Source organism: Flavobacterium sp. FlaQc-52, from assembly GCF_044007495.1.
GTDB classification, from domain to species: Bacteria; Bacteroidota; Bacteroidia; order Flavobacteriales; family Flavobacteriaceae; genus Flavobacterium; species Flavobacterium cupriresistens.
Genome location: NZ_JBIPCV010000006.1, coordinates 95,484 through 109,313, shown reverse-complemented (window position 1 = coordinate 109,313; position 13,830 = coordinate 95,484). Strand labels below are relative to the sequence as shown.

The following is a 13,830-nucleotide window of genomic DNA, read 5'->3' as shown; positions in this document are numbered from 1 at the left end:
GAACAGTATGTCTTTTAAAGAAAAACTTATCAGCATTGCAAAAGAAGAATGGGAATTCTTCGGAATGCAGGAAATCCTTAAATACGAAAAGAACTCTCAAGGTGAACCGAAACCCGTTTTTAAAAAAACCGGTCATCTTGAAACGGAAAATGGATATTACCAAAGAGTCGGCACCTACTGGAAAAAAGGCGTTAATGAAAATCTTGATGGTAGAAATGTCGACCAGGCATGGTCAGCAGCCTTTATTTCTTACATCATGAAAATGGTTGGAGCCGGAAGCCATTTTCTCTACAACAATCAACACTCCGCTTATATACGGAAAGCCATACAAGCCAAACAACATAATGATGCATCGTATGGTTTTTGGGGTTACCGACTTACCGATTACAAACCACAGACTGGAGATCTCATTTGTTATGTAAGAGAAGAATCTGTTGGGCATATTACTTATGACAGTACAGAAGATGACTACCCTTCACATTGTGATGTTGTAGTAGATAAAACCGGAAATGTATTAAAAGTAATCGGTGGCAATGTAGAAAACTCTGTAAGTGTGAAACATGTTCAGCTAGCCGATGATGGAACTTTAACAGATACTTCTAAACACTGGTTTACTATTCTAAAAAATAAAATTGATGATCCCAGCGGTGTAGAAACGGTTTCAGTTGTAACTGCAAAAAAATATCTGGTGACAGGTGACGGAGTAAGAATACGAAAAACTCCTGACAAATTAACTGATAATAAAATAGGAGAACTGTCTAAAGACGACACCGTAAACTATATTGAAACCTCACCTGATCAAGAATGGGCAAAAATACAATTTGGAGACATAATTGGCTGGACCTCTAAACAGTATTTGGTTCCATTTGAAACAACACCCACTGGTTCCGTAAATGATGATATTGCCAACATTGTTAAAAATTCAAAAATCGGGAATCACTATTGGGAACACGAAGATCAAGGAATAGCTCCAATTGGGTATTACCTAGGTATGGCATTAACGTATGGAAGAGTTTACTGTAAACTTAAAAAAGGAGATCAAATTGCAATAGAAATGGCAAAAAAGCCAATAGCAGGTAACGAAAAGGATTCCTTAAGCCTTTACAATTCCATTTTTAATAACGATGGCATGGCCAACAATCGAGATGGAGTTGACACCTTACGTCATCTTTTTGTATTAATGATGGGCATGGGTATGCTCGAAAGTTCTGGAAATCATTGCGAGGGAGCTGAGAGAAGAAAAAATAAAACTATTATTAATCCCGGAGCAAACGAAGCTGAAGCCGGATTGTTTCAGACCAGCTACAATGCAATCTATAGTATTGGAGATCCGATGTTAAGAACAATATATGATTATTATAAAGCGAATTCAGCAAATGGTTTTTTGCCGTTTTTTGCAAAAGGTGCCCAATGTGATCCATTAGACAGTATCAATTCAGGAGTTGGTGAGGGAGTAATTTTTCAGGAACTTTCAAAAAAATGTCCCGCCTTTACAGTTGAATTTACAGCTTTAGCACTTAGAAAAACTAGCACACACTGGAGCACCGTAAGAGACAAACGCGCCGAAATTATAAAAGAATGTGATGGGCTATTTTTAAAAGTTCAACAGTACATTGATACTAACGGTATAGAAAGTCTGTAGTATAATATTACAATCGAAAAAAGATTATTATTGAGTAAAACAAAAAAACGCCTTAAAAATAAGGCGTTTAAATTAACATAAAGTAAAAATGTGACCACGGAGGGGTTCGAACCCCCAACCCTCAGAGCCGAAATCTGATATTCTATCCAGTTGAACTACGTGGTCAAAAAAAAAAAATCAATTTTTGAAATTCCAAGTTGGAATTTGGAATTTCAAAAATTGGAATTTAAAATTACACGAGTAATTTTTTAACGATTGCCGAGATTGTTTTTCCTTCAGCAGTTCCGCCTAATTGTGCAGAAGCTAATCCCATAACTTTCCCCATAGATGCAATTCCTGAAGCTCCGGTTTCAGCGATAATTTTAGCTACTACAGCTTCCACTTCTTCTTCGCTTAATTGTGCCGGCAAGAATTTTTCGATTACAGCTACTTGTGCTAATTCAGGCTCAGCCAAATCAGGACGGTTTTGTTCTGTAAAAATTCTTGCACTTTCTTTACGAGTTTTAACTAATCTCTGAAGTAATTTTACTTCATCGTCAGCTGTTAATTCTTCTTTAGAACCTGATGCAGTTGCAGCCAATAACATTTCAGATTTAATGGCTCTTAATGCTTCTAATGCTACGGTATCTTTTGCTCTCATGGCGGTTTTGATCTCGTCCATGATTTGTACTTGTAAACTCATCTTATTTTTTTATTTGAATAAGCAATGCTTATTAAATTGATATTATACTTAAAAATCTGTTCATGACTTGTATACTTGTGTAGCTTGTGTCTGGCTGAGCGAAGTCGAAGCCCTCTACATTATAATCAACCTTTGACTTTGCTCAGGATGATGATATTCATTTTATAAACTACTTTTAAAAGTCAAATTTCTAAATTCTGTGCGAAGATAAAAAAAATAACCCGAAAATTAAATCCAATTTTCGGGTTATCCTATTTATTGTGAATATAAAATTAATCTACGTTGTCGTGCAAGAATGAATTATTCGAACGCAACTGCAAATCATTATTACTATCTGTACCAACAGAAATCCTCGAATTGGTTGTATTTGATTGTGTATTTGAAAGATCGATACCTAATCTTTTATAAGCAGGCTCTTTTTCAAGTTCATCAATTCTAGAAACATTATTATGGAATTTATAATTAAATTCTTTTAGTTTCTTTCTTCTTTCTTCGGCTCTCAGACGCAAAGTCTCTTCGATTGTTAATTCCATCGGAGAAACGGAGTCTGTTGTTGTGAAAGCTTGCTCCTGAGCAAAATCAACTCTTGGTTTCAGCGTGATATTCAACTCTTCAGGAACTACATCTTCTACTACTTTTTGAACTGCTTTAGAAGCTGTCAAATCGTTTTCCATCTCCATGTATTCTTCTAGAGAATATTTGATAATTCCGTTATCTGAAAGTTCGGTTACCGGAACAAATTGCACCGGCTCGGTAACTTTCATATTACGGGCTTCGTTTGTTAATTCAAACAAAATCTTATTATCTTCCACAACCGCTTCTTTTCTCACTTCCGGCTCTGCTCTGAAAAGAGGCAAGTCGAATGAAAAAGTAGTTTGTTCTTCTTTCTCAATAACTCTTTGCTGAACCGGTTTTATTTCCTGAAAAGCTTGAACTTCGGGAACAGAAATCGTAAAATCGATGTCTGTAATTGGCGAAACGATTTCGAAAGTTACATCCAGATTTTTGATAAACTCTGACATTACCACCAATTCTTCCTGATTGATTGCCGGAGCTACCGGAGCCACTGCAACCGGTGTAGGCAATACGGGAGCAACCGTATCTTCCATCAGATCAAAAACAATTTTCTCTTCTATTTTAGCTGTAACTGTTTCTGCATTTACATCAAAAGAAGTAAGTGGTTTATTCGTTAAATTATGAACACTTCTTTGCTCATCTTCTAACGTATGAATGATTTTTTTAGGTTCTGTATTTACAATTTCATTTTGTTGTTCCACATCAAAACCAGTCGCAATGATCGTAACAGCAATAGCCTCACCAAGAGTTTCGTCTTCACCAACTCCCATGATAATATTGGCGTTAAATCCTGCTTCTGCCTGGATGTGATCATTGATTTCTCCAATCTCATCAAGTGTAATCTCATCTGATCCAGAAACGATAAGCAACAATACGTTTTTGGCACCTGTAATTTTGTTGTCGTTCAACAACGGAGAATCCAATGCTGAAATAATGGCATCTTTTGCTCTGTTTTCCCCTTCGGCAACAGAAGACCCCATGATAGCTGTTCCACTGTTTGACAAAACAGTTTTAGCATCACGTAAATCGATATTTTGAGTATAGTGGTGCGTAATTACTTCAGCAATACCTCTTGAGGCTGTTGCCAAAACTTCATCCGCTTTAGAGAATCCGGCTTTGAAACCAAGATTTCCGTACACTTCTCTTAACTTATTATTATTAATTACAATTAACGAATCGACCTGCTTACGCAATTTTTCGATTCCTAAAAGCGCTTGCTCCTGGCGCACTTTTCCTTCAAATTGAAAAGGAATCGTTACGATACCAACAGTCAGGATTTCTCTTTCTTTTGCTAATTGTGCAATTACCGGAGCAGCTCCTGTGCCCGTTCCTCCACCCATACCGGCAGTGATAAATACCATTTTAGTACCACGTTCTAACACTTTTTCAATGTCAGAAATACTTTCAATGGCAGACTGTTGCCCCACGTCAGGATTTGCTCCTGCCCCAAGACCTTCTGTTAAATTTACCCCTAACTGGATTTTAGTTGGTACAGCACTATTTTGAAGTGCTTGTGAGTCTGTATTACAAACGATAAAATCTACCCCTTTAATACCTTGCTTAAACATGTGGTTTATAGCATTACTTCCGCCTCCACCTACACCTATTACTTTGATTACATTTGACTGATTTTTTGGTAAATCAAATGAAATACTTCCAAATTCTGAGTTGCTCATCATCTTTTTGGTTTTGAAATTCTTATTAAATACATTTTTTACTTCTTGACTTGGGGCAAAAAGTAATTCCTCTTCTTTTTACTACTCTGCGTTGTCTAAAAAATCTTTGATTTTATCGACATATCGGTCAAAAAATGATCTTCTTATTTTTGTCTCCGTAGACTCTTCTTTACTTACGTTGTTCCTGATCTCTCTTGGCTCATCAAAAGTCTCTGCTCTTTCAACGTAATTTTCTTCTACTTCGTATCGTTGTTGTACCTGCTGTTGCATTTGTTGTTGTGCCTGAGGAACAACATTTCTGTAAACTACTTTTGGCTGCTCGTTAACAAACTCCATTCTAACAGCACTTTGTGTACTATTTTCGATGCTGTTCATTACCAAACCTACCGCAGTTGCAAACAATGGACTTGAAATTTCTTCTCCTGAATTTCCTGCCAAATGTTCATTAGGATATCCGATTCTGGTATCCATTCCGGTAATGTACTCTACTAATTGCTTGATGTGTTTTAGTTGAGCTCCACCACCTGTAAGAACAATTCCTGCGATTAACTTCTTGCGAGGATCTTCGTGTCCGTATGCTTTGATTTCTGCGAAAACCTGTTCTACAATTTCCACCACACGGGCATGGATGATTTTAGATAAGTTTTTAAGCGAAATCTCTTTTGGCTCTCTGCCTCTTAAACCCGGAATAGAAACAATTTCATTGTCTTTATTTTCTCCCGGCCAGGCTGATCCGAATTTTATTTTTAAAAGCTCTGCTTGTTTTTCGATAATAGAACAACCTTCTTTGATGTCTTCTGTAATTACATTTCCTCCAAAAGGAATTACAGCGGTATGACGAATAATTCCGTCTTTAAAAATCGCTAAATCTGTTGTTCCGCCACCAATATCAATAAGGGCTACACCTGCTTCTTTTTCTTCCTGACTTAAAACGGCATCTGCAGAAGCTAATGGTTCTAAAGTCAATCCTGATAATTCTATTCCTGAACTCTGAATACATCTGCCTACATTTCTGATTGAAGATGCCTGTCCCACCACTACGTGAAAACTGGATTCTAATCTTCCACCATACATTCCGATTGGCTCTTTGATTTCGGACTGTCCGTCAATTTTAAATTCTTGTGGCAAAACATGAATGATTTCTTCTCCCGGTAACATGGCCAATTTGTTAACCTGATCGATCAAAAGTTGAATATCATTTTCGCCAATTACTTCTTCCGGATTGTTACGGCTGATGTAATCTGTATGTTGAATACTTCTGATGTGTTGTCCGGCAATACCCACAACGACATCTTTAATTTTATAACCTGAATTATTCTCTGCTTCGACTATCGCTTGCTGAATAGACTGAATGGTTTGCGTAATGTTGTTTACTACACCTCTCGCAACCCCCAGACTTTTGGATTTTCCAATCCCCAAAATTTCCAGTTTACCATACTCGTTCTTCTTGCCTATCATGGCAACTATCTTTGTCGTTCCAATATCTAGACCTACTGCAATGTTATCTTTTTCCATTTTCTATTATTTTGTGCAAACTACTTGTTCCGTAAACCTAAGGTCAATCTTTGTGTATTTGTATAACGAACTATCTAAAACTGCTTTTTGAAAAAAGGCTTTATAGTTTCTGAATTTTTTATCAACATTCATCGTTCTGCCAAAATCGATGAAGTAATTATAATTTCTATTAAACATTTTTAAGCTACCATTAGGCATAATTTGTATTGCAATGATGTTTTTTTTCAAAAACGCATCGTCATAAATTGTGCGAAATAGGGTAGCTAAATCTTCGTTATTTTTTTCATTTATTGCCCCGGAAACAAGCGGAACTCGCGCCGTAAAATTGTCAGACAAGGGCATTTTATTCCCCTCATAGTCAATATAAAAAGACCTATCACCATCGTAAATACGGGCAATCGGGGTCTTCTGTTTTACGGTCGCTTTTAGAACCCCGTCGATACTTACAAAAACATCTGACTTCTCAATCATGTCTTGCGCATCAAGGGTTTTCTCAATCTTATTCAAATCTAGTTCATCTTTTCGGATACTGGAAGCATCTTTTTTATTTTCTATCAACAATTTATTAACCGTCTCAGGCTTCACAAAAAGCGTATTTTCTCCTACAAAAACAACCGTAGATTTTTTTAAATTTCTATTCCCATTCCGATGCTGAGCGAACGAATACAAAAAAAGTACCAGCCCAAAAATGAGAATTAACCGAATATTTATCCAATTAAATAGTTTCATTTAGCATTTTTTTGATTGATGGAACCATTTCACCAATATCTCCAGCTCCTATTGTTACAATTATTGGCGCATCACTGGCTTTGATTGACGCTAATAAATCATTTTTTGCAACAATTCTTTTGTTCGAATTCGTCATTTTACCCAACAACCATTCTGATGTAACTCCCTCCATAGGAAGCTCTCTGGCCGGGTAAATATCCATCAATAACACTTCATCAAAAGCCGACAAACTTTCGGCAAATCCATCCGCAAAATCTTTGGTTCTGCTGAATAAATGGGGCTGAAAAATCGCCAGTACTTTACGACCGGGATATAACTCACTAACGGCCTGATGCACTGCATTTATCTCCGTCGGATGATGTGCATAATCGTCTATATAAACCAGTTCGTCTGTTTTGATCTGATATGAAAAACGCCTTCTGATTCCGTTGAATGAGCCAATGGCTCTTGCAATGGAGTCGGTCGGGGTGCCAAAGGTTTTAGCCATTGCAATAGCCATCAATCCATTCATTAAATTGTGTTTTCCCGGCAATCCAAAACGCAGGTCTTTCATTGTTTCAGTTGGTGTTTGCACATCAAAAACATAACTGGCATTTTCTATACGAACATTAAACGCCTTATATACCGCCTCTTCATTTATAGCACATTGAACGCCCTCAAGAGGTAATTCTTTGGTTATAAAGAGATTATTTTTATTTTCCACTTTAGAAGCAAATTCTACAAAAGAAGCTTCGATAGCCTCACTTGTCCCGTAAATATCCAGGTGATCCGCATCCATTGAAGTCACACAAGCGATATCCGGGTGCAAATGCAAAAACGATCTGTCAAATTCATCCGCTTCTACTACCGTTACCGTTTTTCCGTTTCCAATTAAATTCGAGTTGTAGTTTTCTACAATTCCGCCTACAAAAGCCGTAACATCAGCACCGCTTTCGTATAAAATATGCCCTAAAATACTTGATGTTGTTGTTTTTCCGTGCGTTCCTGCAACAGCAAAACAAAAAGTATCTTTGGTGATAATCCCTAAAACTTCAGCACGTTTTTTAATCACATACTGTCTTTCTGTAAAATAATTCCATTCTGCGTGTGATTTTGGTACCGCCGGTGTAAAAATCACCAACGTATTCTCTACATAATAATCACTCGGAATCAAATTGATATTATCCTCAAAATGAATGTCAATACCACTTTCAATCAACTCATTCGTTAGCATTGATGGCGTTTTATCGTAACCTGAAACCTGTTTCCCGATGTATTTGAAATAGCGGGCCAGGGCACTCATTCCGATGCCTCCAATACCAATAAAATAAACGTTTTGTATTTGATTTAAATTCATTTTAATTCTGCTTTAAGCTTTAGGCTATATGCCTTCAGCTCGATTTTATTATTTGATTAACTTTACGATTTCTGCCACAATATGCTGCGTTGCTTTTGGCATTGCCAATCGTTTTATATTTACACTCAATTGTTTTTGTTTTCCTTCGTCTTTCAATAAAGCTTCAAAAACAATACTAAACTGACTGTCTAATTCTGATTCTTTCAACAAAATAGCACCTTTAGCCTCTACTATTGCCTGCGCATTTTTAGTCTGATGATCTTCTGCTACATTGGGTGACGGAATAAAAATTACCGGTTTCCCGACAATACACAATTCCGAAACTGATGATGCTCCTGCTCTTGAAATAATCACATCGGCCGCAGCATAGACAAAATCCATTCTTTCAATAAAATCAACCACTTTTACATTAGGCTGATTGTACTTTTTATAGTCTTCAAAGTATAATTTCCCACATTGCCAGATGATCTGAACGTCCTGCGAAAGCATACTTTCTAATTCTTTTTCAATTAACTGATTGACTCTTCTGGCTCCCAGACTTCCACCTAAAACCAACAGTGTCTTTTTGTTCGGATCTAAACCATAGAAAGCAATCGCTTCGTCTCTCTTACTATGAATATCAATTAAATCCTGACGAACCGGATTTCCGGTCAGCACAATTTTTTCTTTAGGAAAAAAGCGTTCCAAATTTCCATAGGCCACACAAATTGCACTCGCTTTTTTACTCAATAACTTATTGGTAATCCCGGGAAATGAATTCTGCTCCTGAATCACGGTTGGAATCCCAGCCGAACCCGCCGCCTGTAATAAAGGTCCACTGGCGAAACCTCCGGTACCTATTACAACATTTGGTTTGAACTTTTTAATTATCTTTCTTGACTCTAGCAAACTTGTTGCCAATTTTAAAGGAAACATCATATTTTGTAATGTTAACTTTCGTTGTAATCCGGCAATCCAAAGTCCTTTTATTTTGTAACCTGCCTGAGGCACTTTTTGCATTTCCATTTTGTCTTTAGCTCCAACAAAAAGAAATTCAGCATCAGGAAATTGTAACTTTAACTCGTTTGCAATCGCAATTGCAGGATAAATATGTCCTCCAGTCCCACCACCACTTAGTATGAATTTATACTTTGTCATATTTTTTAAAAGTTACAACGTTTTAAAAACTATTCTTTTAATTATTTTATCTGTTTAATACTGCATTCATTGGATTTTTAGAATTGTCTTCTATCGAATACATTGGCTCTTCGCGATACATTTCTTCACTTTCCTCATTTGCCAAATTTTCCTCTGCCAATTGTTTATCTATCAACCTTTGCAAGGCTACTTTTCTTCTTTCTTTTTCTTCCTGAACTTCCGCAATTTCTTCCTCTTTCTTCGTTACACTGATAATAATTCCAAGAGAGAAACACGTCATCCAGATCGAACTACCTCCACTACTAATCAACGGAAGTGTTTGTCCTGTTACTGGCAATAATTCAACTGCCACCGCCATATTAATCATCGCCTGAAATATCATCGGAAAACCGAGTCCGACGACGACTAATTTCCCAAATAGGGTAGTCGCTTTATGTGAGGCAATCACAAATCGGAACAACAGCAACAAGTACAAAACCAATATGGAAACTCCGCCCACCAAACCGTATTCTTCTACAACAATTGCATAAATAAAATCGGAAGAAGATTGTGGCAAAAAGTTTTTCTGAACACTTTTACCGGGGCCTAAACCCCCTAATCTTCCGGATGCAATTGCGATTTTAGCTTTCTCAATCTGATAGTCATCTTCATCTGGTTTGTCTGTCGTAAAGTTTTCAATACGACTTCCCCATGTACCTACCCTGCTAAAGAATCTGGAATCCGGAAATGCTTTTGCTATCAAAAGAAAAAACAATAACATCGCAATCCCAGAACCTATAATAAAGGCAATATATTTAATTGGATATTTACCAATGAAAGTCAACATAATTACCATTGAAAAAATCAACGCTGTCGTCGAAAAGTTGGCTGGTAAAATCAAGGCTAACGTAATAAAAACCGGAATCCATAATTGCACAAATGAAACCTGAAAAGGCTCTCCTTCGTCCTTGGTTTTAGACAAATAACGCGCTACATATATAAACAATACGATAGAGGCTAATGTTGATGTCTGAAACGTAATTCCGATAAACGGCACCTGAATCCAACGACTCGCATTGGCACCGGCAATAACCGTTCCTTTCAACAAGGTATAAAGCAATAAAATCCAAACTACCGGAAGCGCTATCTTAGAAATCGCTCTGAAATAATGATATGGTACTCTGTGCACCCAATAGATAATCAAGAATCCGATGCAAATGTGCGCCAAGTGTTTTACCAAATACCCCAACGTATTTCCGGTTCCATGACCAATATACGCCAGATTACTACTTGCACTAAAAACAGGCATAAACGAAAACAGCGCCAATAAAGCCACGAATGACCATATTACTCTGTCTCCTTTTAATTTGTTAACTAGTTCTTTCATAATCAAAATTTTGTTTAACGTTTTTTTTGTTTCAGGTTTCACGTTTCACGTTTCAGAACTTGAAACGTGAAACCTGAAACCTGAAACTTTTACAGGTTATGGACGGCTTGCTTAAACTGCTTCCCTCTGTCTTCATAGCTTTCGAATAAATCGAAACTCGCACAAGCCGGAGATAATAAAACAGCATCTCCTTTTTCGGTTAGACGTTGGGCTGTTTTTACGGCATCGTTCATGTTGTTTACTTCTACCATGATATCAACCACATTACCAAACGCTTCTATGATTTTTCTATTGTCAATACCTAAACAGATAATTGCTTTTACTTTCTCACGAACCAACGACATCAATTCGTTGTAATCGTTTCCTTTATCAACTCCACCAACAATCCACACTGTTGGGATATTCATACTGTCTAAAGCAAAAAAAGTAGCATTTACATTTGTTGCTTTTGAATCGTTGATATATTGAACGTTTTGAATTTTTAATACTTTTTCTAAACGGTGTTCAACACCTTGAAAATTAGATAAACTTTCGCGAATCGTTGCATTTCTGATTTGCATCAATTTCGCTACAGAGCTTGCTGCCATTGCGTTTTTCATGTTATGTTTTCCTTCTAACGCAATGTGTTCGGTCTCCATTGTAAACTCTTCTTGGTTAATCTTTATTTCCATTTTGTTGTTGTTTATAGAAGCTCCTTCGTCCACTTTTTTAGTCAATGAAAAAGGAATTAATTTTGCTTTTGTTGTATTGTTCTTTAACCATTCTGCAATTGCCTCGTCGTCTGCATCGTAAATGAGATAATCACTTTCAGTCTGGTTCATTGTTATTCGAAACTTCGAATTGATATAATTTTCATACTTATATTCGTAGCGGTCTAAATGATCGGGACTAATATTTGTAATTATGGCTATATCGGGCCTGTAATCTATAATTCCATCCAGCTGAAAACTACTTAATTCGAGCACATAGGCATCAAACTTATTTTCGGCTACCTGCCAGGCAAAGCTTTTTCCGATGTTACCGCCTAAACCAACATTTAAACCTGCTGATTTTAACAGGTGATGGGTTAACATTGTTGTGGTTGTCTTTCCGTTACTTCCGGTGATCCCAATTGTTAAGGCTTCTGTAAAAGGTTTTGCAAACTCGATTTCCGAAATCACTTTAACTCCTGCTTCGATAAGCTTTTTTACTATCGGTGATTTCTCTGGAATTCCGGGGCTTTTCATGACCACGTCGGCATTCAAAATCAGGTTTTCGGTATGTTTCTCCTCTTCCCAGGCAATTCCGTTAATGACAAGAACTTCTTTGTAACTTTCCTTAATCTTTCCGAAATCAGATACAAAAACCTCATATCCTTTTTTCTTACCCAGAATAGCGGTACCTACACCACTTTCTCCTCCACCTAAAACTACTAGTCTCATACGCTGTACAATTAAAAATTGTAAATTAAAAATTAAAAAATCTTCTAAAATCTCAACTTTTAATCGATTTACTATTTTCCTTTTAAGGTTATTATAATTTTTGCCAGTATTCTACAAATTTCATCCGCTTCAGCATAAATACTCTCAAATTCATTTACAGAGATATAATCTGTTGCTTTTAATAATTTTAACCAATAAATTGTTTCTCTTGCTTCTTTATATGAAATTTCAAGCTTAAACAGAAACTCTTTATCTGAACGTCCTCCAATTGATTCTTCAACATTTGCTCCAATCGAAGTGCCACATCTTAAAATTTGTTTACTTAAAACAAATTCCTTTTTTACTGCAGTCAGATGCTTGTACAAGTTGATAATTCGTACTGCAAAAAGAAATGATTTATCCTGAATAACATTTTCTTTCATCCTCAACAACTACATCAATTTTTAATTTTTAATTCTCAATTTTTAATTTAAAATCTATCTTAGTTTTAAAGTAACGATTGATAATATGGCTAACATGATGGCAACAATCCAGAATCGGGTTACAATTTTACTTTCATGATATCCTTTCTTCTGATAGTGATGGTGCAAAGGCGACATCAGGAAAATCCTGCGACCTTCACCGAAACGCTTTTTGGTAAACTTAAAATAACTCACTTGTAAAACCACTGAGAAATTCTCTACCAAAAAGATACCACACAATAACGGAATCAATAATTCTTTACGAACTGCAATGGCCAAAACAGCAATGATTCCACCAATCGTTAAACTTCCTGTATCTCCCATAAAAACAGAGGCGGGGTACGAATTGTACCAAAGAAATCCGATTAACGCTCCTACAAAAGCAGAAATAAAAACCGTCATTTCCCCCGAATTAGGGATATACATTATATTGAGATAATTTGAAAAAATTATATTTCCCGAAACAAACGTAAATATTCCGAGCGCGAGCACCGAAATCGCTGATGTTCCCGCAGCGAGCCCGTCTATTCCATCCGTCAGATTCGCACCATTGGAAACGGCTGTGATAATAAAAATAACTACCGGAATAAAAATCAACCAAGCCCATTTTTCATATCCTTCCCCTGTCCACGCCAAAAGTTCTGCATAATCAAACTCATTGTTTTTAACGAAAGGAATGGTGGTTGCCGTTGATTTTTCTTCTACCGGTGTTGGTAAAACTACGGTTGTACCTGCAGTCTTGTAAATATCACTTCTTCCGGTATCCGTGCGCACTGTTACGGCAGGATTGAAATACAAAACCGCTCCTACAATAACTCCTAAACCTACCTGACCAATAACTTTAAAAATTCCTTTAAGACCTTGTTTGTCTTTTTTGAATATTTTAATATAATCATCCACAAAACCAATTGTACCCATCCAAAGAGTTGTTACAATAAGCAATACGATGTAAATATTATGCAAACGTGCAAATAACAAAACCGGAACAAGTGTTGCAAAAATGATAATCAGTCCCCCCATTGTCGGAGTTCCCGCTTTTTCATTCTGACCTGCAAGACCTAACTCACGAACGGTTTCTCCCACTTGCTGATTGCGTAAAAAGTTAATAATTCTTTTTCCGTAAATCGTCGACAAAAGCAATGAAAGCATCAATGCCAAAGCCGATCTGAAAGTGATGTACTGAAAAACTCCCGTTCCCGGAATGTCTAACGTTTTGTCTAAATATTCAAATAAATAGTATAACATATCTTTTATTTTAAAATTCAATTTTTAAAATTCCAAATTCCAAT

At 36.6% G+C, this 13,830-nt stretch carries 11 protein-coding genes and 1 tRNA gene; 1 reads left to right on the top strand and 11 read right to left on the bottom strand.

The features are described from left to right. Nucleotides 1–7: 7 nt before the first annotated feature. Complete coding sequence (locus tag ACHRV5_RS12625; RefSeq protein WP_395426993.1) at nucleotides 8–1,642, top strand: DUF2272 domain-containing protein; 1,635 nt, start codon at nucleotides 8–10, stop codon at nucleotides 1,640–1,642. Between the two features lie 91 nt (nucleotides 1,643–1,733). Here ACHRV5_RS12625 and ACHRV5_RS12620 read toward each other — a convergent pair. The 11 genes from ACHRV5_RS12620 to mraY all read right to left on the bottom strand — a co-directional run bounded on the left by ACHRV5_RS12620 (nucleotide 1,734) and on the right by mraY (nucleotide 13,786). Further along, nucleotides 1,734–1,807, bottom strand: a tRNA-Arg gene (locus ACHRV5_RS12620). Between the two features lie 67 nt (nucleotides 1,808–1,874). Next, nucleotides 1,875–2,324 carry a GatB/YqeY domain-containing protein gene (locus ACHRV5_RS12615; protein ID WP_047778393.1) on the bottom strand — a complete coding sequence of 150 codons (450 nt, stop codon included), beginning with the start codon at nucleotides 2,322–2,324 and terminating at the stop codon, nucleotides 1,875–1,877. Between the two features lie 272 nt (nucleotides 2,325–2,596). Then, the gene (gene ftsZ / locus ACHRV5_RS12610; protein WP_047778392.1) at nucleotides 2,597–4,579 is read right to left on the bottom strand and encodes a cell division protein FtsZ; all 1,983 of its coding nucleotides are present in this window, start codon (nucleotides 4,577–4,579) and stop codon (nucleotides 2,597–2,599) included. Nucleotides 4,580–4,657: 78 nt separating this feature from the next. Then, on the bottom strand, nucleotides 4,658–6,091 hold the full coding sequence (gene ftsA / locus ACHRV5_RS12605; protein WP_230004616.1) for a cell division protein FtsA: 1,434 nt from the start codon (nucleotides 6,089–6,091) through the stop codon (nucleotides 4,658–4,660). 6 nt (nucleotides 6,092–6,097) lie between these two features. Then, nucleotides 6,098–6,820 carry a cell division protein FtsQ/DivIB gene (locus ACHRV5_RS12600; protein ID WP_395426992.1) on the bottom strand — a complete coding sequence of 241 codons (723 nt, stop codon included), beginning with the start codon at nucleotides 6,818–6,820 and terminating at the stop codon, nucleotides 6,098–6,100. Next, nucleotides 6,807–8,156 carry a UDP-N-acetylmuramate--L-alanine ligase gene (gene murC / locus ACHRV5_RS12595; protein WP_395426991.1) on the bottom strand — a complete coding sequence of 450 codons (1,350 nt, stop codon included), beginning with the start codon at nucleotides 8,154–8,156 and terminating at the stop codon, nucleotides 6,807–6,809. The genes ACHRV5_RS12600 and murC overlap by 14 nt, the downstream gene beginning before the upstream one ends. Nucleotides 8,157–8,204: 48 nt before the next feature. Next, entirely contained in the window at nucleotides 8,205–9,293 is a 1,089-nt protein-coding gene (murG, locus tag ACHRV5_RS12590; RefSeq protein ID WP_395426990.1) for an undecaprenyldiphospho-muramoylpentapeptide beta-N-acetylglucosaminyltransferase, read from the bottom strand. 46 nt (nucleotides 9,294–9,339) lie between these two features. Further along, a complete protein-coding gene (locus tag ACHRV5_RS12585; RefSeq protein ID WP_395426988.1) occupies nucleotides 9,340–10,659 on the bottom strand; it encodes an FtsW/RodA/SpoVE family cell cycle protein in 1,320 nt (439 codons plus the stop codon). A gap of 89 nt (nucleotides 10,660–10,748) precedes the next feature. Then, nucleotides 10,749–12,080, bottom strand: a complete 1,332-nt coding sequence (murD, locus tag ACHRV5_RS12580; RefSeq protein ID WP_047778385.1) for a UDP-N-acetylmuramoyl-L-alanine--D-glutamate ligase — start codon at nucleotides 12,078–12,080, stop codon at nucleotides 10,749–10,751. A 71-nt stretch (nucleotides 12,081–12,151) separates the two neighbouring features. After that, on the bottom strand, nucleotides 12,152–12,502 hold the full coding sequence (locus ACHRV5_RS12575; RefSeq protein WP_047778384.1) for a four helix bundle protein: 351 nt from the start codon (nucleotides 12,500–12,502) through the stop codon (nucleotides 12,152–12,154). Between the two features lie 54 nt (nucleotides 12,503–12,556). Next, the gene (gene mraY, locus ACHRV5_RS12570; protein WP_395426987.1) at nucleotides 12,557–13,786 is read right to left on the bottom strand and encodes a phospho-N-acetylmuramoyl-pentapeptide-transferase; all 1,230 of its coding nucleotides are present in this window, start codon (nucleotides 13,784–13,786) and stop codon (nucleotides 12,557–12,559) included. Between the last annotated feature and the right edge of the window lie 44 nt (nucleotides 13,787–13,830).

Bases quoted from the DNA above. Each gene is read 5' to 3' on its own strand.
- ACHRV5_RS12600 (WP_395426992.1), bottom strand. From the start codon at position 6,820: ATGAAACTATTTAATTGGATAAATATTCGGTTAATTCTCATTTTTGGG.
- ftsZ (WP_047778392.1), bottom strand. From the start codon at position 4,579: ATGATGAGCAACTCAGAATTTGGAAGTATTTCATTTGATTTACCAAAA.
- ACHRV5_RS12625 (WP_395426993.1), top strand. From the start codon at position 8: ATGTCTTTTAAAGAAAAACTTATCAGCATTGCAAAAGAAGAATGGGAA.
- murC (WP_395426991.1), bottom strand. From the start codon at position 8,156: ATGAATTTAAATCAAATACAAAACGTTTATTTTATTGGTATTGGAGGC.
- ACHRV5_RS12585 (WP_395426988.1), bottom strand. From the start codon at position 10,659: ATGAAAGAACTAGTTAACAAATTAAAAGGAGACAGAGTAATATGGTCA.
- murG (WP_395426990.1), bottom strand. From the start codon at position 9,293: ATGACAAAGTATAAATTCATACTAAGTGGTGGTGGGACTGGAGGACAT.
- mraY (WP_395426987.1), bottom strand. From the start codon at position 13,786: ATGTTATACTATTTATTTGAATATTTAGACAAAACGTTAGACATTCCG.
- ACHRV5_RS12575 (WP_047778384.1), bottom strand. From the start codon at position 12,502: ATGAAAGAAAATGTTATTCAGGATAAATCATTTCTTTTTGCAGTACGA.
- ACHRV5_RS12615 (WP_047778393.1), bottom strand. From the start codon at position 2,324: ATGAGTTTACAAGTACAAATCATGGACGAGATCAAAACCGCCATGAGA.
- murD (WP_047778385.1), bottom strand. From the start codon at position 12,080: ATGAGACTAGTAGTTTTAGGTGGAGGAGAAAGTGGTGTAGGTACCGCT.
- ftsA (WP_230004616.1), bottom strand. From the start codon at position 6,091: ATGGAAAAAGATAACATTGCAGTAGGTCTAGATATTGGAACGACAAAG.